Here is a 17,713-nt window from a genome sequence, read left to right as displayed (position 1 = left end):
ACATCACAAAAACCTTCCTGAGCAAGACAAAGACAGTAACGGCAGTCAACGATGTCTCGTTCACGGTAACCCGGGGGGAGATCTTCGGTCTTCTCGGGCCGAACGGGGCCGGGAAGAGCACCCTGATACGGATCCTGACAACCCTTCTTGTGCCTACTGCCGGGACAGCCTATCTCGACACGTATGAGATCACCCAGCATCCCGAAAAAGTCCGCAGCATTATCGGGGTCTGTCCCCAGAACAGCACCCTCGATGTAGAACTTACCGCATATGACAATCTCGATTTCTACGGCAGACTGGTGAACGTCCCGGACGAGGTCCTTGACAAAAGGATCTGGGAACTCCTCGCGATGACGGAACTGACCGACCGCGCCCATATGAGGGTGGGGACGTTTTCCGGCGGTATGCGACGAAAACTGGAGATCGTCCGGGCCTTCATTCACCACCCGCTGATCCTCTTCCTTGACGAACCGACGATCGGCCTTGACCCGGAGGCCCGTCGCGAAGTCTGGCAGCAGATCTCTGAACTGAATCGGGAAAAAACAACGATCATCCTGACTACGCACTACATGGACGAGGCAGAAAAGCTCTGCGACCGGATCGCGTTCATCGACAAGGGACATCTTATCGCTCTTGATAATCTTGAAAACCTCAAACAGTTAATCCCGGCAGGTGACCTGATCGAGATCGGTCTCGACAGGACGGATGACCGTGTACTCCCGGGGGTCAGGAGTAACCAGCTGGTCAATTCGGCGGAATTCAAAGGTAATACGCTCAACATCTCCGCAAAGAATGGCAGCAGGGTCCTGCCCGCCATTATCAATGTCTTTGATGGTTATTCCATTCCCATGAACTCCATCTCGATCCACTCGCCCTCCCTTGAAGACGTGTTCATCTATCTCACCGGAAGCAAACTGGATTCAGGCAATACTGAAGAGGCAAAACCGGGAGCACGGGGGCGACCATCATGATCCGGGGGGCCGTGGCGATATTCAGCCGGGACTTCAAGAAATTCCTAAGCAACCCGTTTGTCGTTATCATGACGCTCGCGATGCCTATCATGTATCTCGTGATTTTCGGAAACGCGTTTGGCGGGACGATCAGTCATATTCCGGTGGCAGTTGTCCAGGACGGGCCGCCCTATAACGATACCCCGCTCTTTACCAATGCCGCATTTGCGCTCAACCATATTACCCAGAACGATTATCCCAAACTTCTCGATGTTACCGAATATACCGATGAGATTGCGGCCAAACAGGCACTGGGCAAAGGGCTCGTATCTGCCGTCATCGTATTTCCGGCAGAGGGATCCAGCAACCGTGATATCAGGCTTTATGTAGACAGCTCAGATACGATCACACCGGCGCTCATCGAATCTGCCCTTAACGGAGTCCTCGCCAGTCTCGCAGCGGACAACCCGGTAATGATCGACAATATCTACGGCGACATAAAATACATCCAGTTCTTCGGCGTCGGTGTCATCATGATGGCAATTTTCACTTCCACCATGTTCGGAGGAGGCATCGCGCTCATCAAGGACCGCGAGAACGGGATCCACGAAGGTTACCTGGTCACACCCGTCCAGCGCACAAGCATTATTGCGGGTATCATTTCGAGCGGAACCATCAGGGCATTCATTGCAGGCTTTGCCATCTTCCTGATCGATATACTTATCACCGGCATCGTTATCCAGAGCATCGCGGATTTCCTCCTGGTAATGATAGTGATCCTGATCGCCTGTGTCGGGGTCACCAGTCTCGTCGTCTCGTTCGCTTCACGATTTTCTGCCCAGCAGGAATACGCATCAACGGTCGCATTCCTTAACCTTGTCCTGTTTATGACTTCGGGAGCGTTCTACCCGGTTATCGGTATGCCGGGCTGGCTCCGCTGGATCACCGTAATCAACCCGGAATATTATGGGGTGGATGCACTGAGAGGAATTATTCTCAGGGGCCAGGGACTCGATGTGATAGGCATGGACCTCATCGCACTGATGATCTTCTCCAGTGCGATGTTTATCCTCGGGATCGTTACCTACCGCAGGACACTCGAATAGAAAAATCCCATTTTTTAAAGAGCGCAAATAGTGGATTGTTTCCTTGAAACCATCTCCATTGCGTAAGGTACGATAGCAAGGACCAGAACACATCCCACGGGTACGACCGGTTCCGGTGAGTTCCGGGGGGGTCCCGGGACGGCGTTAGTGCCTGGTGCAGTGTGGCTTAAGTGTGCCGTTCAAATCAAATGTTCACCTGTTTTCTTGTACTGGTCAACGGTGTATGTAAAAGGAGTGACCCCGGCTTTACGGGTGGCTGATCCTGAAAGGAAAAAAGGTAATTACGGATGTGAACGCAATGCCAGGACGAGACCGGCGATTCCAATTCCCGCGATAAGGGTGAGTGGTGAAAGGGGTGATTTCGCAGTTGTCGGGAGTGCCGATGGAGCCAGGGTCGTTACTACGGGAGCTCCCGTTGTGGCAGATGCGGGGGTAGTCCCGGGCGTAACCAGCTGGAATGTGCACTTGGTGAACGCATCGTCGACACCGGGCAGGTTGAAGGCAGATGAGAGGGCTGAGGCAGCGGCAGCATCCTGGATGCTCCCAGTACCTGTGAAATTGAAGATGTCAGTGCCGGTTTTGGCGTTGGTAACCTCACCTGAATACTGGCCAGTCGTCTGCATGACTATGTTCAGTATGCCGTCATTGCCCGGGCTCTGGACGATGACATAATAGGTAGCCTGAGGAAGGCCTGTAGTCTGGTACGTTTTTGAGAATGTGCCATCAGCATTGACAGGGACTGTCGTGACATTGATGTAATTGCCGGCGAACACCCAGATCTGGACACCTTCAGTAAGGTTCCCTCCGGTTGCCACACCGCTTATCGTCACGGGATCTCCGATGTTCGGTTGTGAAGGTGAGGCAGATGCAGAAATAAAGGGATTCTGGGCAGCTGCTGCCGTGGGTGTCGCAGGGTTTGCAGGGGAAAATGCGAGAACAGAAACTGGCAGCATAATACATGCCACTACACAGAACAGCGCACACATGATCATTCCACAGGAACGTGATTTTATCATAGGGGACATTGGGACGATAACCGATATTATGGTTATGATATGTTTTGGAGGTTGCCACAGGCTCAACTTATGAAGTACTACGGCCAATGCCGGTAGGGAATCATGTCACGTACTCCGGAGGTAATGGAAACGTCTTCGCCTTACCGCGGGACCGTCTATTATCTCTTCCTGCTGGGGTTCTTTGCCATCTTCTCAACAACCATTTCGAAGAGCCCGGTATTGCCCCTCTTCGCGCAATCCCTCGGGGCTGGCGATTCGATCATCGGTCTCATCGCCGCCTTTTCCCCGCTCGCCGGGATCCTCTTCTCCTTCCCGGTAGGAGTACTTTCGGATCATCTTGGCAGGAAGAAACTTCTTGGGTGTGCGGGATTAGTCTTCCTCGCAGCCCCACTCACCTATCTCTTCATCACCGACCCGCTCTGGCTGATACCGGTCCGGTTCTTCCATGGTACGGCAACGGCAATTCTCGGCCCGGTGGTCTCTGCAGTAATCGCGGAGCGGTTCCCTGTAAACAAGGGGGAGATGCTGGGACAATACGCCTCAGCAACCCTAATCGGCAGGACGATTGCACCGCTCGCCGGGGGTGTTATCCTCTCCTTGTTCATCATGTACCCGGGCCCCCTCCAGTACCAGATGGTGTATATCGTTGCAGCACTCGCTGCAGTACCTGTCCTTGTTCTGACCCTGATGTACCGCGAAGATCGGTCATCGGCACTTAATATCCTCCCGCTCTCGGTGTTTCGCGAGAGTTTCATTACATTCTTTTCAAATCCCCGGCTCCGAGGAACGGCCTTTGTCGATATGGCAACCTATTTCGCATACGGGGCGTTTGAGACATTCCTGCCTATCTTCCTTTCAGGCCGTGGTATCAGCCCGTATGAGACCGGTATCATCTTTGCAGTCCAGGTGATCATGATCGCCGCCACCAAACCGTTCTTCGGAAGGATTGCCGACAAAGTGGATAAACGTGTACAGATTGTCGCCGGGCTACTCATCACCGGTTGTGCAACAGCCATGGTCACATTCGCTTCATCGTTTGTGAGTCTCCTTCTGGTGAGTTCGGTATTTGGTCTTGGCATATCAATCTCTACCGTCGCGACCAGCGCATATATCGCCGACGTAGCACGAAAAGAACATATCGGTGCGTCCATGGGCGCACTCTCTTCGATCATGGACATCGGCCAGTCTGCAGGACCACTCGTGACCGGAATCATCATAACAGCCGCAGGTTATTCATCCGGTTTCCTTGCCAGCTTCATTCTTGCGATTGTGATCGCCGGTTTTTTTGCTGTCTCGGTAAGAGAACGATCTTCCGGAAAAATCAGCGCCTGAAGTAGGTAACAAATTCGGTCTCTGCTATCGTATGACCTGAAAGGGCCCCATCAACCGATTCGCGGTTTGCAATCGGCTGGGTAATATCCATGTCAACGGCGTACAATCTGAACACATACCGGTGGGTTGATCCGATCGGGGGACATGGGGGATAATATCCCCGTGAGCCGGCACTGTTGTTCCCGACCTGTGCACCGTTATCCGGAACATTCTTGTCCGGTATCCCGGCACTGAATCCCCCGGCAACAGGAGGGATATTGTATACAATCCAGTGAGTGAAGGTGCCGGCCGGCGCATCGGGATCATCGAGGATCAGCACAAGACTTTTCGTGCCTCCCGGGATCATATCCCATGATACAGAGGGAGATTCATTTGCCCCCGTACAGGTACTGATTGCTGGCACCAAGGACCCTGGAGTGAGCGAACCAACCTGCAGTGTTAATGAACCGGCTGATCCTGCCGGGGATGCAGTAAGGGAGGGAGATCCAACGGAGACGGGTACCGGGGCAGATGATGAACCCGGTGCAGAACATCCCGTGATACCGGTAACCAGGATCAGGAGGAGACACGGAACAAGGAACGACAGTAAATGCATACCCGGGAGAGGCTACGTAAATACATAAGCATGACGATGATCCGGCTCTCCATTGGCTATCTATTTACGTGGCATCAATAGCTCGTACAATCAGAATAATGCCGGAAACTACTCACTGAGGCTCATTGATGAAAATGTAAAGCACGCCGCAGACAACTACTCCGGTTTCTCCGCTTCCCCTCAGTTTTTGTATCCTGCTTTATCAGGACGGCCGGATTTAACGCCTTGCAGACTGTACGGTAGAAGAATATGTTACCGCAGTCCAGGGAGCGAGTATTGCCTGGATCGACTGCAGTACCATTGACGACGACAGGGAGATCGAACGGATCGCCCAGCTTGCCGGGTTTTCAAAAGTCCCTATCCCCAAGCTATCTCATGGTTTTTACTCGGCATACGAGGATTATGATACGGAACTTGGCATCATGCTCCCATCCGTGACCGTTAAAGGAGAGAAGATGACGGTCCACCCGCTCTTTATCCTCATCAGGGAAAACCTTGTCCTTACCGTTCATTCCGAGGAGATCAACCGGCTGCTGCGATTCTCACGGTATGCATAGCCGTTCTTCAAGCGAATTGCCGGGGAGAATACTCCCGATAAGATCACTATGACGCTCGAACGGATCATCGATGAAAACAATGATCGTAACTTCGAATACCTGCGTGAGATCGAGATGCATGGGGATACGATCAATAAATCCCTGATCGAGGAGGATGTTGCCAAGAAAAAGATAGCGCACGACATATACCGGATGAAACACGTCCTGATCGATTACTTAAACGTGCTCTGGGCGACCAAAGACGTAATGGACTCGCTGCGGTACGGCGACGCCGACCTGATTACTAATGATGAGAAACTGCTCGGGAGAGTTGGCATTCTCTCGGACAACATCGACCGCCACATTGAGCTGACCGAACAGATGTCCAATGTGCTTGCATCCGGCCTCGAAGTAATGCAGAGCATTTACAACAACCAGCTCCAGAACCTCAATAACCGGTTCGCTCTGGTAACAGCCCACTTAACAGTTCTCGGTACGGCATTCCTGGTACCGAATACGATCGCAACGATCGCGGGAAGCGGCGTAATGGAGGGAACGATGGCGCAACAGTGGTGGTACGTCCCGCTCCTGATCGTCTCGACACTCGTGGCTACGCTCACTTCCTTCCTTTGGGTTGTCCACGTCTGGAAGAAGAAAGAAGAGGATTGAAGACACGCTTTTTGGTCTTCTCCACAATTATCTCCTTTTTTACCCGTTTCAGCTCCGGTTCGAACCATGCCTCAATACATTGTTTCACAACACCCAGTGCGGCATCGCTGTCGAGGAAGATCGCGCCGATAAGGGCTTCCATCGTATCGGCGAGGATCGTCTCTTCTCCGTCTCTCCACAGTCCCTTCTCCCCGCGTCCGAGCCGTATATATTTTCTGATATGCATACGTCGCGCAACATTTGCAAGGGTCGGATTATCCTCGAGTCGTTCTTTCTCCTGGGTGATCTGCCCTTTACTCTGGATACCTTTTTCCATCAGGAAGAGGATCAGACCTGTCTTAAGTACCGCGTCTCCCAGCGTACTGTAGGCCATCTGGTCCATGCACCGTTTATTCTGCTGGAGCATCTCGTTGGCATACGCCGGGTGGGTGAGCGCCCGGATCAGGTGCTGCTTTTCGAAGAAGTGATACCCGATAATCTGTTCGATCTCTGAAATATCAACTGGATCCATTGTCTGATAAACCGTTCAGTGTCAGGATTAATAAAGAGCACCAATAACCGGGGTCTGGCCTAAAAACCGGATGCCATTAAAAGTCCGGCGTTATCCCGGTTACCAGCCTCGGATCGTGCTGTGCAGCAGCAAGAGCCTCGTGGGCACTTTTCTCCTTGTCCTTGATCTCCAGCATCAGGCCCGAGATCACCGGGCCGCATGTCGGAAATGACCTGTTCGAAATCTTCGGCATCGATGTGCTCTGCAGGGGCGCCAGTCCGTTTCCCGGGCCGCTGCGAACTGTAATCCACCATCGGAATTTCATCGTCGCATTCTCCAAGGGTGACCACATGAAGAAAGGGCCTGAAAGCCCCACGGTCAGGCAGTTTTCCTGAGTGTGAGAGCCGCCGAATTCATACAGTACCGTTTACCGGTAGGGGCAGGACCGTCATCGAAAACATGGCCAAGATGAGCCTGGCACCGGGCGCAGAGCACCTCCGTCCGCACCATCCCGCCGGTCCTGTCCTGGTGGAAGAGAATATTATGTTCCGAGACAGGTGCGAAAAAACTCGGCCAGCCGGTACCTGAATCAAACTTGGTTTCCGAGTCGAAGAGATCGGTGCCGCAACAGGCACATGTGTAGATCCCGGGTTCTTTGCAGGCATGGTATTTACCGGTAAACGCATATTCCGTTCCTTTGTTCCGGGCCACCTCAAACTGTTCCGGAGTAAGAAGTGATTTCCATTCAGTTTCACTCTTTATCACGGGAGGAACATTTTCGACACGACCGGTCTTAACATTAAAGATCGGAATCAGGTCTCTTGACTTCGGTCCGGGGTTCACGGTTAATCATTCCTGAATGATTCATGGCAGGGCCGGTGGATAGAGCTTTGTTTCACGGCATTAAAAAAAGTTACAATCCGAAAAAACCAAGGATCCGTCGCCTTGGATCCTTATAGAAAATCCTGGCACCGTCCTTGATATTGCGGACATCCTCAATCGTGTACAGGATATCAGGGTACTCTCTTGACAGGATTCCAAACAGTCGTGAAAGTTCTGTTCTCAGGACAATCATAAAAATTTACTGTATGGGAGAAACTGCCCTGGCTCCCAATCCGTGTCATCCCGTACCCCAGCGTGGAGAGCGATAACACAATCGGCTGGGGGTCGCCGGGCGTGATGAGGCGGACGATCACACATAACCGATTGAAATTATGTTCTCAATCTGCATACCTGCGAGGGTTCCGAGGCCATACCCTGCGAGATAGGCAAATAGATTCCAGTAATCCGGGAGGTTTGTGAGTACAAGCCCTGTCGAGATAAGCCTGATACCGGTTTTTATAATCCCTACGCACGCGGCAAGATTCGCGTGTCCCTTGCTGATGTAGATCGTGCGGATCGTTTCGAGGGCGGCCTCACCAATCCGGGCGATCAGAATAACTATGGGTATAAAGGCGATCAAACCAAAAATTTCCGGTGCTATGGGCACTCACTTCCCGGTACCATAATCAAACCGGCCGGTTTTGAAAAAATTGTGGAATGCGCGTGAAACGTTTTTTTAGTGTAAGAGCAGCCTTCAGGGCAATTCGGTTCAAGCGTGAGATCTGGGAACGACCAGGAAATCCTCGCCATCTCTGGTACCGGGATCCTCCTGTCAATCGCGATCCGCAGTATCACCTTTGGAGGTTCCCGTTATTCATGTAGTGGGGGGGATGAAAACGGTGAACCGGATAACAGATTGGGCTGCCCCCGGTATTTTCTGATTTTCCGGAAACGTCATCGTTGTTCTGGTCTTAAAACAGATTAATGTGCAAAGATGCGCAACATGATCTTAGCAAAGATCTATGAAAATCACCTGCCTTCTCCTGCTCCTCGTGCTCATTGCGTTATTCGGAGCGGGCTGTGTCTCGAAAGCCCCCAACCCATCAATCCGTGTGACAGGCACAGACATCGAGGATATCACTCCTGTCCAGGTAGGGGATTTCGATGTGTACACGGTAAATTTCCGGATACAGAACCCTACGAACCAGACGTTCAATAATGTTGACGTCAGGTTCGATCTGGTCCCGACAACCATGTATTGCCACACGCAGGCACAGGATGTGACCATTCCCTCCATTACCCCTCTCGAGCGGAAGACCGAGCGGTTCTCCTTCTCGGAATTCGCTGGCCTTAACTGTGAGTACACCTATACGTATGAGGTTATATCTGATAGGGAAAATACAGTTTTCTGAGTTTTAAATAGCGAGAAATCCCCGGGTATTGCGGGAGTTTAGCGATTCTTTATGAGGCTCCTGATGACTGCCTTCCCGAACTCCCGGGTTCCTGCCGATCCGCCAAGGTCAGGGGTCAGGATACCCTGTGAAATTACAGTACCAATCGCGATCTCCACCCCGGAAGCACCATCCCGATCCCCCAGGTAGTCGAGGAGCATCGCAGCGCTCCGTATCGCAGCAATGGGGTTGGCGATATTCCGGCCCGCAATATCGGGGGCGCTCCCGTGCACGGGCTCAAAGAGTGCATACCGGTCACCGATATTCGCACTAGGGGTAAGCCCGAGACCGCCAACAAGGTAGGAGGCTACGTCGGAAAGGATATCGCCGAAAATATTGGTGGTCACGACCACGTCATACAAAGCCGGGTGCTGGAGGAGATCGAGCGCAAGCGCATCGATATATTTGTCATTGAAGGTAACTCCGGCAACTCTGGCTTCGTGCAGGCATATGTCCCGGAATAAGACGTCTGATTTGAGTACGTTTGCCTTGTGTCCGATCGTGAGCCGGCCGCTGCGCCTTTGTGTAAGCCGTATTGCTGACCGGACGATCCGTTCAGACCCTTTCCGGGTCACGACCCGGAGCGTAGTAGCCCGGTCCGGGCCGGACTCTTCAATACCGGAATAGAGTCCTTCCGTATTCTCCCGCACGATCAAGATATCGAAACCTTCTGCTTTAACCGGGCGGAGGTTCGCATAGAGATCGAGGGCCTTCCTTATCCGCAGCACCACGCTCTGGTAATCTTTCATAGGCGGTGTCGTGATTGCCCCGAACAGGATCGCATCAGCGGTCTTCAGTGCATTGATTTCCTTGTCCGCACACGGGCAGCCGGTCCGCTCCCACATCCCGTATCCCACATCCACCGGGAAAAACTCGAACTCCGGATGCAGGGCCTCAAGAACCTTCCGCGCGATCGGGATCACCTCGTGCCCGATCCCATCACCTTCAACAACCGCAATTGTTGTCATCGGTTCCTCCACTGCCGGACCACTTCATTCACCGACCACGCAATCTTTGCCGGGCCCGCACCCCAGTGGACGATTGCCCCGAACTTCCCGTTCCAGGTCCCTGTCCCTTCCCGCTCAGCCCTGCAGCACCGGGCGATGAACGGCTCCTCCCGTATCTGATCCAGCGGGCAGATATTCACCAGTTCGAAATTGTTCCCATAGCATTCTGTATACAACTGCACCGCTGTGAGGCACCCGGCAACGCGTTCACCTCCCATCATAGGATCCGCATCGAGCGTGCGCTTATACCCGGCGGCCCTGCAGGGAAAAACATCTGCCGTTATCTGCGATATGTCCCGGACATGATGATCGAAAAGAATCGATTGATCACCAAAGTACCCTATCCTCTCAAGCTCCATGATACTTGCCGAAATGGTTGGTCTCGGGGGGATGACATCATAGACATGAACCGTAAGAAAACCGGACATGTCTGGATCAAGAACGAAGGTCATATTCTCTTCAAGGCCGGTGAAAACAGTGCAGCGGTACCCGCTCTCAAGGGCGAGCCGTACAAGACGCGTGCGGTCGTTGAGCTGGACTTTTTCCGGATAGATGAATATTTCCTGAGGAGATGCAAGGACACACGAACGGGAGATATCCTTCATAACGGTCTTCTGAAATGGATCGAACGCAATCTCGATAAGTTCAAGTCCTTCGGGTGTGTCCCTTAGCAGGTACCGGCTCAGGGCGTAGACCCGGTCCCCGCAAGGTTTTGTTGAGGCGCGGCCGATATACTTGCAATGTTCGGGAAAGATCATTTGTGGTTTCTCCAGTACTCCACCAGCCCGCCCGCTGCAAGGATCTCCTGCATCCGTAGTGAAAGAGGCCGGATTTCATGGCGTTTTCCCGAGGTCTCTATCCACCCTTCCGCCAGACTGAAAGCAACGGAACTGCCATCCGTACAGGTAATATCGCATTCAATGAGCGGGAGGCCGATGTTGATCGCGTTCCGGAAAAATATCCGGGCGAACGACGGCGCAATCACAGCGACAACACCAGCCTCTTTGATCGCGATCGCGGCCTGCTCACGGGAAGAGCCGCACCCGAAGTTCTTGCCTGCCACGATCACAGATCCTCTGAGTCGCGGGGCGAGTCCGGGATCGAGATCCTCGAAGACATGTGCACCCCATATGCTCCGATCCTTTGTTCTGAGATACCGGCCGGCAATTACGACATCGGTGTCGATATCGGCAGGAAGGCATACAGCATGTCCCGTGTTCTTTCCGGGGGTCCCTGACACGGGATCCGCTGTCAGGCGGGCCTCCGGTATCTTCTGCATCATGCCGCCTCCGGCACGGCAATCTCACCTTCAAGTGCACTGGCAGCGGCTGTGGCAACTGATGAGAGGTAGATCTCCCCGCCGACACCCATACGGTTCTTGAAGTTCCGGTTCGCAGTCGAGATGCAGACTTCCCCTTCACCGAGAACACCCATATGGTACCCGATACAGGGACCACATCCGGGCGTCCCTATGGTGCAGCCGGCTTCAATGATGTCGGCAAGCACACCGGTCCGGATCGTTCTTTCGAGAATTTCGGCGGATGCCGGGATCACGATCGTCCTGACGTTTACTTTTTTCCCTTTCACGATCCGGGCAAACCGTGCCAGGTCTGAATACCGCCCGTTGGTACATGTACCTATAAACACCTGGTCTATGGGAAGGCCCGCCAGATCCTGCACGGGTCTGACAGTGTCCACACGGTGAGGCACAGCCACAAGGGGTATTATATCAGAGAGATCGAGATCAAGTTCCTGTACATACGTGCATGGTTCCGGTATCTGCGGTTTGGCCGCGTGCCCCCGCTCCTTGAGATACCGCACGGTAATCTCATCCGCATAGCAAAGCCCGGCTTTTGCGCCCGCTTCCACCGAGAGGTTAGAGAGGACAAGCCGCTCATCCATCGAGAGATGCCTCATGCCGTCACCAATAAATTCCAGTGCCTGATAAGTCGCACCATCCGTGCCCAGTTTTCCCACATACGTAAGCGCGAGATCCTTTGCCTCGGCAGCACCGGAGAATTGCCCGGACAGGTGGATGCCAACCGACTCCGGCACCCGAAACCAGGTCTCACCGGTAAGCCAGATCGCGGCCATATCCGTTGCTCCGACACCGGTTGCAAAAGCTCCAAGCGCCCCGAGCGTCACGCTGTGTGAATCAGCACCGATCACGATCTCCCCCGGCTGTACTACACCTTCACTCATCAGCTGATGACAGATCCCGCAGCCGATATCCGCAAAATGCATAAAGGAACTCCTTGCAAACTCCCGCAGCTCATGCTGGAGATTCGCTGTCGTACCATTATTTGCCGGGACGATGTGATCGAAAAGGATCGAGAATTCGGTCTTGTCTGATAGCCTGTCCGCTCCCATGCACTTCCAGGCTTCAAGGGCAAGGACGCCAGTCCCATCGTGGGCATAGGCCCGGTCCACTTTCCGGTCAACGTAATCCCCTGAAGGGGCGCCAAGGATTCGTTCGGACAAGGTACTCATTGGGGTGTCTCCTTTGCCTTTTTGATCAGTTTCCGGAGGACATCCGGGGTGATGTTGCACTTGTGTTCTGAATGGTCCTTAACCAGGTCAAGCACCCGGCAGATCTGCTTATCTGTGAGCTCGCAGCCAAGAGAGGCCACGACGTGCTCAAGTGCTTTTTTCCCGGTGTGTTTCCCGAGGATGAAATGCCGCTCTCCCCCCACAAGGTCTGGGGGGAAATATTCATAGGTCGACGGATCTTCAAGAATAGCGGCAATATGGATGCCGCTCTCATGAGAGAACGCGAGCTCCCCGGTGACAGGCTTGTTTCTTGGCAGTGCAACGCCGGAATATTTTTCGACCATGTGAGAGAGACGGTTGAGCTGACTGAGATCGTACCTGTCGATACCTTTCTTCATACGCAGGACAACGAGAAGTTCCTCTAGTGATGCGTTGCCTGACCGTTCCCCGATTCCGTTCACGGTAGTATGGAGCTGGAAGGCCCCGGCCTCGGCAGCGGTAATAGTGTTTGCCACCGCACAACCCATATCGTTGTGGCAGTGGGCGCAGAACGGGCGATCGACCGAGGCTACGAGGTCTGACATGATACGGTTCATTTCAGAGGGAATGAGACACCCCACCGTATCGGCAAAACTGAGCAGGACCGCACCGTGATCAGCAGCCTGCCGGTAGACTTCTTTCAGGAATGGGAGATCAGTCCGGGACGCATCCTCGGCTGCAAACCTTACCTGTACACCATGATCCCGGGCAAAGTCGATCATATTCAGGGAGTCAGCAAGCACTTCTTCCCGGGGCTTTCTGAATTTGAGCTGCACGTGCAGTTCAGAGGTGGGAATAAAGATACTCACCATGTCAACATTGCAGTCGATTGCAGTCAGGATATCAGCTTCGCGTGCCCGGGAGAATCCGCAGATCCGGGCGTCAAGACCAAGATTTGCAATCGTCTTCACGCACTGTTTCTCGTTCACCGACACGGCAGGGAAGCCGGCCTCGATAACTTCGATACCGATCTCGTCCAGCGTGGTCGCTATCTCTACTTTCTCCTGGCAGGAGAACGACACACCGGGAGTCTGTTCCCCGTCTCTGAGTGTCACGTCACAGATCTCAATATTCAATGGTTTCATGCCTGCTTCCCTCCGGACAGTTACCTTCAATCACAATCGTTCTCGGCCGATCACTCAGGACCAGTTCCTTCTCCAGCGTCTTCCGGTCATCAGCCCCGCATATTGCCGGATTTGCCCACGACAGGCAGGGAACCGGATCATAGGTAGGTTGTTTCCCGGTCATTGCCGTACAGTTGTTCTTCATGACTATGCAGAGAAGAGGCAGGTGCTTCTCATATACATCGATCAGAGCGTTCAGGCCGGAATGGAGCAGGGCATAGTCACCGATAAGGGCAAGATTCGTACTTCGTGCAGCAACCGCGATGCTTGCGCCCATCCCGTAACTGGCAACGCCCAGCTCATATGGCGGTGTCATGCCAAGGACCGAGCAACCTGCATCGCAGATCATGGGCATATTCCGGTCCTTGAGAATGTCCATCATCAGCTTGAAAGGACATTCACTGCAGAACGTGCGGTAATATCCCCGGTCTTCCATTGCTTCTGGACGCTCCTGCGGAACCGGCGGCTGGAGGCCCCGGTGATCACGGACAAAAGTTCTCCCGTATTCGCGGATTTCGCGAATGACGGCTGCCTGCCGTGGCAGCGGGTGGACGGTTACGATCCGGGTTTTTCCCGGTTCGGCGCCGGTCCCTGCCGGCTCTCCGGCCCACTGGTTCAGGGGGGACGAATCAGACCACTCAAACATGCTCCGGTATAATTCCTCTGCAGCAGTTACCCGGCCGTTCATGGTCCAGGTCCGCTCAGAGAGGCGCCCTTTCCCGGAGGAGCGTGGGACAGGACGCTGTTCCGGAACCACCTCATCATCAAGAATCCGGGGAGTCAGGCGCAGGATCGCCACACGGGAGAATCTCTCGGAGGCCTCAAGAGCTGCCTCAACTGCACGGGCACAGGTTGCCTTGCCCGGTTCTATAACCGGGAGTTCCGCAAGCTCACCATAATACCGGGAGTCCTGGGCAATCTGGGAACCTTGGGCATCCGGATCATCTCCGGCAACAATGACTACACCGCCGATGATGCCCTGTGCCGTAGCCTGGAGCAGGGGATCGGCACATGCATTCAGGCCTACATTCTTGATAATTACTGCAGCCCGTTTCCCTGATAGCGAGTCCCCGAGGGCATATTCAAGGGCGGTCTTCTCGTTGATGACCATTTCAGCGTTCACGAGCCCGCCAAGTTCCGTGATCGGAAATCCCGGCACGGTATAATGCCGGTCGGTGCAGGATTTCAGTGATTCTGCAAGTACATCGATACCCTTCATTCGTCTCTCCCGGGCACGAGATCGCAGCCTGCACAGTTGGTGCACATGGTGAGGGCCTGCTTCGCATCGAGACCTGATTTTGTAAGCGCCTCCGTCTGCAGGGCAAACAATTTCCCGAGCCGTTCAGCCGATGGCCGGGGTTTTCCGGTAAACTCTGCAACCGGGTTAAGGGGGCGGAGCACGGGGATTATGCCGTGGGATACCAGTCTCCGGATGCAGGATTCAAGCTCCTCATCGGTCTCCCCAAGGCCAATGATCACATTGGAAAAGACATGCCCCTTTCCAAAGAGTTCTACCGACCGATCAAGTGCTTTCCATATCCCGTCATAATCGAGCCCGGGGCATACATTCTGAAACAATTCCTGTGTCGCTGACTCAAGATTGAACTTCACTTCTACAACACCAAGTTCCCTAAGACGATCGGGTGTAGTTTCCGTGGGGTAAATGGAGACGCCAATCGGGAGGTCAAAAGAGGTGAGGCGTTTCACTACCGCAAGCACATAAGCTTCCTCCTCTTCAATAGTGGAAAGCACTCCACTTGTTATAGAGATGGCGTGAATCCGGTTACGCACAGAATCAACCATCCCTACGATCTCTTCAATGCTCTTCCTTCTTCCACCGAGCTTCGGTACAGTACAGTACCGGCACCTGAAGATGCAGCTCCCCGTGACCGTGATGAAGGCCTGGTCCGGACAGTGGAACCCGGGTTCAAGGAGACGCCCCATGATGAGATGTCCGTCAAAATAGAGCTGGGCAGTGCCGTTACCCCGGTGAGCAATCTCGATAGTGCTCGTCGGGTTGAGAGCCAGCTTGACCCTGTGGCTGCCCATAGCGAAGAAGATCGATCCACTCCCACCGGCACCGGGTCCTGCAGCCGACTTTGCAATGAACCGGTCTGCAGGTTCTCCGGTCAGCCGGGCTGACCCGGCTTCAAGCAGCCGGGCTTTCAGTTCTTTCCATTGCATAATTCAAGCGCCTCTTCGTAATCCGTATAAAATGGAATTGCAGCAACTGCTCCTGTTATCCCCCGTCCATTCATGATGATTCTGAGATCTTCGTCAATGACAGTGTCGAGCAAAACCGGCTCAACTTCACCCCGCTTCACGCTCCTCCCGAAGGACAGCAATAATGCAGAGGGTGTAAACCCGGTATATACCGCCATGCCGGTCTTTGTCGAGAGAGTGTACCGCTCCAGAAGATTGTGGAACCTGCCAATAAGACCCTCCGGGTCACTGGTGGCAAATTCCACGACGAGACTTACACAGTTCTTGGTCCGGTAGGGGACAGGGAAGAGCTGGACAATCGTATGAGACAAGTATATCGATCTGTCGTCCTCAACGGCTTTTGCGATGTTATGGACAAGCGTCCAGGTCGCCCCTTCTTCCGGCGTATCGGTGTCGTCAACACCAATCAGGACACGCTGGCGCCGTGGCAGCCAGATCGTTGCGCCTGCTACTTTTCCTCCCCCGGCTGGATCGCTGCGGCTCCTCAGGACACCGCCAGCATCTGACCGACAGGCTGCGGCTCCCACGCCGCCGCCACCCATACCTATGTAGGTTATGGCAATCTCGGACCGATCCACCGTGCATCCTGAAATTCCCGCAGGAAACCGGGAGCCTTCAAGGGCGAGGTCCACAGAGCCGGTCTTCAGGGAATACCGCATGGTGGGACCGACACAGCAGACTTTATTGACGAGAGGGCTTTGTGCATAATGGCGTTTTGTCCACATGGCACCACCGACACAATCAAAAAATTCCACAAGATCAACCTGGCTCCCGGTTGCATCCGCCACGGCAACGATCTTCGGGTAATGGATCACGTAAGGTTCAGAGATGTTCCCCATAAAGTCCCGCCGCTTCGATACCCATGTTGCCCCAGAGCACAGCTCCCAGTGCACCGATCCGTCCTTTTCGTGCGTTCCCGTCGATAAACCCTATACCGATTTCCTTTGCCGCTTTTTCCGCTTCGGAAAGAGTCATGATCGTGGTCTTTACCGAAACAGATGCAGGCGATTCCGATGGAAAACCGATACCCCGGTAATATGCGATACCGGTATCGCGGGATACCGTATTTTTATCGACGAATGATCGGACAAATTCCAAAAGAACCGGGATCTTTTCCGGTTTTACTGCAAAATTGAGAGCCGAACTGACACAGTTTGTGGTCTTGTGAGGGACCGCCGGATTGAGCTGGACAAGACGCATATTCAGAAATTCAACGCCTTCGATTTGACAGGATTCTGCGCATTTCAGCGCCAATACCCATGTCGCCCCTTCCGTTTTCGTATCGGTGTCATCGATCCCTATGCAGACTTTTTCATACTTTGGCGAAACTATCCTGACCCGGTTAGTATGTGCCCCACCAATTTTGAGATCATCCTCTGTGGGATATTCTGCACGAATTACACCCAACGCTTGGGGAAGGCATGCAGCAACACCCACACCTGCCCCGGCAATTCCGGCCCACGAAGTGATAACCTCACTACCGTTGATTTCCACTGATTCCAGAGCCTGCCCTCCGATATCTCCGGCAGCTGCGCCGAAATTGACAGGATACCGGCCAAGTTTCGCGCTGACTACCATTGATGTCCCTTCAACAGAACAGGACGTCAAGGCACCACCGGCCCTTCGCCGGTTCATTGCGTCCCATTCAATTGTTCCCCGTGCCCGGCACTGCTCAATAATCTCAGCCCTTGCCGTACATTCGTCCACCATCACCAGGAATTTCTGTGCAAAAAGCGGCCCGAACCGCTGTTTTGCCTCGTCGGGTGTGAGCGTTATCATATTATCGCCGAAAATTTCGTTAACAAAAGAATCGGCAATAACTGTATATATAACGATCGATCCTCCTCAAAATTTCAAAAAAAA

General features: G+C 53.6%; 19 protein-coding genes and 1 pseudogene. 5 read left to right on the top strand and 15 right to left on the bottom strand.

The genetic code is table 11. The annotated features are described in order from the left end of the window. The first annotated feature begins 2 nt into the window (after positions 1-2). Together WBL42_RS12360 and WBL42_RS12355 are read left to right on the top strand one after the other, a co-directional pair. On the top strand, positions 3-971 hold the full coding sequence (locus WBL42_RS12360; protein ID WP_424721587.1) for an ATP-binding cassette domain-containing protein: 969 nt from the start codon (positions 3-5) through the stop codon (positions 969-971). After that, positions 968-2,056, top strand: coding sequence for an ABC transporter permease (locus WBL42_RS12355; RefSeq protein ID WP_424721586.1), 1,089 nt, complete (start codon positions 968-970; stop codon positions 2,054-2,056). Before WBL42_RS12360 ends, WBL42_RS12355 begins: the two co-directional genes overlap by 4 nt. A 281-nt stretch (positions 2,057-2,337) precedes the next feature. On the opposite strand, the gene WBL42_RS12350 is transcribed toward WBL42_RS12355, so the two are convergent. Next, a complete protein-coding gene (locus WBL42_RS12350; RefSeq protein WP_424721585.1) occupies positions 2,338-3,072 on the bottom strand; it encodes a hypothetical protein in 735 nt (244 codons plus the stop codon). A gap of 102 nt (positions 3,073-3,174) precedes the next feature. On the opposite strand from WBL42_RS12350, the gene WBL42_RS12345 reads away from it, so the two are divergent. Beyond that, on the top strand, positions 3,175-4,404 hold the full coding sequence (locus WBL42_RS12345; protein WP_424721584.1) for an MFS transporter: 1,230 nt from the start codon (positions 3,175-3,177) through the stop codon (positions 4,402-4,404). Here WBL42_RS12345 and WBL42_RS12340 read toward each other — a convergent pair. Continuing rightward, complete coding sequence (locus WBL42_RS12340; RefSeq protein WP_424721583.1) at positions 4,394-4,999, bottom strand: YbhB/YbcL family Raf kinase inhibitor-like protein; 606 nt, start codon at positions 4,997-4,999, stop codon at positions 4,394-4,396. The two genes, WBL42_RS12345 and WBL42_RS12340, sit on opposite strands and share 11 nt — an antisense overlap. A gap of 275 nt (positions 5,000-5,274) precedes the next feature. Here WBL42_RS12340 and WBL42_RS12335 point away from each other — a divergent pair. After that, positions 5,275-6,204, top strand: a pseudogene (locus tag WBL42_RS12335) (CorA family divalent cation transporter). Here WBL42_RS12335 and WBL42_RS12330 read toward each other — a convergent pair. From WBL42_RS12330 to WBL42_RS12315, 4 genes are all read right to left on the bottom strand, one after another. Then, on the bottom strand, positions 6,152-6,715 hold the full coding sequence (locus WBL42_RS12330; RefSeq protein ID WP_424721582.1) for a ribonuclease III domain-containing protein: 564 nt from the start codon (positions 6,713-6,715) through the stop codon (positions 6,152-6,154). The pseudogene WBL42_RS12335 and the gene WBL42_RS12330 overlap by 53 nt on opposite strands. A 76-nt stretch (positions 6,716-6,791) precedes the next feature. Then, positions 6,792-6,947, bottom strand: coding sequence for a hypothetical protein (locus tag WBL42_RS12325; RefSeq protein WP_424721581.1), 156 nt, complete (start codon positions 6,945-6,947; stop codon positions 6,792-6,794). 125 nt (positions 6,948-7,072) lie between these two features. Further along, a complete protein-coding gene (msrB, locus tag WBL42_RS12320) occupies positions 7,073-7,459 on the bottom strand; it encodes a peptide-methionine (R)-S-oxide reductase MsrB (protein ID WP_424721580.1) in 387 nt (128 codons plus the stop codon). A gap of 427 nt (positions 7,460-7,886) precedes the next feature. After that, the gene (locus WBL42_RS12315) at positions 7,887-8,156 is read right to left on the bottom strand and encodes a DUF5698 domain-containing protein (RefSeq protein ID WP_424721579.1); all 270 of its coding nucleotides are present in this window, start codon (positions 8,154-8,156) and stop codon (positions 7,887-7,889) included. A 382-nt stretch (positions 8,157-8,538) separates the two neighbouring features. Here WBL42_RS12315 and WBL42_RS12310 point away from each other — a divergent pair, with 382 nt between their 5' ends. Then, the gene (locus WBL42_RS12310; protein ID WP_424721578.1) at positions 8,539-8,928 is read left to right on the top strand and encodes a hypothetical protein; all 390 of its coding nucleotides are present in this window, start codon (positions 8,539-8,541) and stop codon (positions 8,926-8,928) included. Positions 8,929-8,966: 38 nt separating this feature from the next. On the opposite strand, the gene WBL42_RS12305 is transcribed toward WBL42_RS12310, so the two are convergent. From WBL42_RS12305 to WBL42_RS12265, 9 genes are read right to left on the bottom strand one after another with little or no spacing between them, the layout of a single operon-like run. Next, the gene (locus tag WBL42_RS12305) at positions 8,967-9,935 is read right to left on the bottom strand and encodes an isocitrate/isopropylmalate dehydrogenase family protein (protein WP_424721577.1); all 969 of its coding nucleotides are present in this window, start codon (positions 9,933-9,935) and stop codon (positions 8,967-8,969) included. After that, positions 9,932-10,732 (bottom strand): DUF7714 family protein, encoded by an 801-nt coding sequence (locus WBL42_RS12300; protein WP_424721576.1) that lies wholly within the window; start codon positions 10,730-10,732, stop codon positions 9,932-9,934. Before WBL42_RS12300 ends, WBL42_RS12305 begins: the two co-directional genes overlap by 4 nt. Further along, positions 10,729-11,256 carry a 3-isopropylmalate dehydratase gene (locus WBL42_RS12295; protein ID WP_424721575.1) on the bottom strand — a complete coding sequence of 176 codons (528 nt, stop codon included), beginning with the start codon at positions 11,254-11,256 and terminating at the stop codon, positions 10,729-10,731. Before WBL42_RS12295 ends, WBL42_RS12300 begins: the two co-directional genes overlap by 4 nt. After that, positions 11,253-12,464 carry an aconitase/3-isopropylmalate dehydratase large subunit family protein gene (locus tag WBL42_RS12290; RefSeq protein WP_424721574.1) on the bottom strand — a complete coding sequence of 404 codons (1,212 nt, stop codon included), beginning with the start codon at positions 12,462-12,464 and terminating at the stop codon, positions 11,253-11,255. Before WBL42_RS12290 ends, WBL42_RS12295 begins: the two co-directional genes overlap by 4 nt. Then, positions 12,461-13,588, bottom strand: coding sequence for a homocitrate synthase family protein (locus WBL42_RS12285; RefSeq protein ID WP_424721573.1), 1,128 nt, complete (start codon positions 13,586-13,588; stop codon positions 12,461-12,463). Before WBL42_RS12285 ends, WBL42_RS12290 begins: the two co-directional genes overlap by 4 nt. After that, positions 13,569-14,846, bottom strand: a complete 1,278-nt coding sequence (locus tag WBL42_RS12280; protein ID WP_424721572.1) for a thiamine pyrophosphate-dependent enzyme — start codon at positions 14,844-14,846, stop codon at positions 13,569-13,571. The genes WBL42_RS12285 and WBL42_RS12280 overlap by 20 nt, the downstream gene beginning before the upstream one ends. Continuing rightward, positions 14,843-15,811 (bottom strand): radical SAM protein, encoded by a 969-nt coding sequence (locus tag WBL42_RS12275; protein WP_424721571.1) that lies wholly within the window; start codon positions 15,809-15,811, stop codon positions 14,843-14,845. Before WBL42_RS12275 ends, WBL42_RS12280 begins: the two co-directional genes overlap by 4 nt. After that, positions 15,793-16,689, bottom strand: coding sequence for a methanogenesis marker protein 11 (gene mmp11, locus WBL42_RS12270; protein ID WP_424721570.1), 897 nt, complete (start codon positions 16,687-16,689; stop codon positions 15,793-15,795). The genes WBL42_RS12275 and mmp11 overlap by 19 nt, the downstream gene beginning before the upstream one ends. Continuing rightward, positions 16,673-17,629, bottom strand: a complete 957-nt coding sequence (locus tag WBL42_RS12265; protein WP_424721569.1) for a tRNA(Ile2) 2-agmatinylcytidine synthetase — start codon at positions 17,627-17,629, stop codon at positions 16,673-16,675. The genes mmp11 and WBL42_RS12265 overlap by 17 nt, the downstream gene beginning before the upstream one ends. Positions 17,630-17,713 lie beyond the last annotated feature (84 nt).

Source organism: Methanoregula sp., assembly GCF_049686655.1.
In the GTDB taxonomy this organism is placed as follows: Archaea; Halobacteriota; Methanomicrobia; order Methanomicrobiales; family Methanospirillaceae; genus Methanoregula.
This window is presented reverse-complemented; position numbering and strand designations above follow the sequence as displayed.

What these genes read in the sequence shown, in the direction of transcription:
- WBL42_RS12355 (WP_424721586.1), top strand. Translation starts at nt 968, where the DNA reads ATGATCCGGGGGGCCGTGGCGATATTCAGCCGGGACTTCAAGAAATTC.
- WBL42_RS12350 (WP_424721585.1), bottom strand. Translation starts at nt 3,072, where the DNA reads ATGATAAAATCACGTTCCTGTGGAATGATCATGTGTGCGCTGTTCTGT.
- WBL42_RS12345 (WP_424721584.1), top strand. Translation starts at nt 3,175, where the DNA reads ATGTCACGTACTCCGGAGGTAATGGAAACGTCTTCGCCTTACCGCGGG.
- WBL42_RS12340 (WP_424721583.1), bottom strand. Translation starts at nt 4,999, where the DNA reads ATGCATTTACTGTCGTTCCTTGTTCCGTGTCTCCTCCTGATCCTGGTT.
- WBL42_RS12330 (WP_424721582.1), bottom strand. Translation starts at nt 6,715, where the DNA reads ATGGATCCAGTTGATATTTCAGAGATCGAACAGATTATCGGGTATCAC.
- WBL42_RS12325 (WP_424721581.1), bottom strand. Translation starts at nt 6,947, where the DNA reads ATGCCGAAGATTTCGAACAGGTCATTTCCGACATGCGGCCCGGTGATC.
- WBL42_RS12310 (WP_424721578.1), top strand. Translation starts at nt 8,539, where the DNA reads ATGAAAATCACCTGCCTTCTCCTGCTCCTCGTGCTCATTGCGTTATTC.
- WBL42_RS12305 (WP_424721577.1), bottom strand. Translation starts at nt 9,935, where the DNA reads ATGACAACAATTGCGGTTGTTGAAGGTGATGGGATCGGGCACGAGGTG.
- WBL42_RS12300 (WP_424721576.1), bottom strand. Translation starts at nt 10,732, where the DNA reads ATGATCTTTCCCGAACATTGCAAGTATATCGGCCGCGCCTCAACAAAA.
- WBL42_RS12295 (WP_424721575.1), bottom strand. Translation starts at nt 11,256, where the DNA reads ATGATGCAGAAGATACCGGAGGCCCGCCTGACAGCGGATCCCGTGTCA.
- WBL42_RS12290 (WP_424721574.1), bottom strand. Translation starts at nt 12,464, where the DNA reads ATGAGTACCTTGTCCGAACGAATCCTTGGCGCCCCTTCAGGGGATTAC.
- WBL42_RS12285 (WP_424721573.1), bottom strand. Translation starts at nt 13,588, where the DNA reads ATGAAACCATTGAATATTGAGATCTGTGACGTGACACTCAGAGACGGG.
- WBL42_RS12280 (WP_424721572.1), bottom strand. Translation starts at nt 14,846, where the DNA reads ATGAAGGGTATCGATGTACTTGCAGAATCACTGAAATCCTGCACCGAC.
- WBL42_RS12275 (WP_424721571.1), bottom strand. Translation starts at nt 15,811, where the DNA reads ATGCAATGGAAAGAACTGAAAGCCCGGCTGCTTGAAGCCGGGTCAGCC.
- mmp11 (WP_424721570.1), bottom strand. Translation starts at nt 16,689, where the DNA reads ATGGGGAACATCTCTGAACCTTACGTGATCCATTACCCGAAGATCGTT.
- WBL42_RS12265 (WP_424721569.1), bottom strand. Translation starts at nt 17,629, where the DNA reads ATGATAACGCTCACACCCGACGAGGCAAAACAGCGGTTCGGGCCGCTT.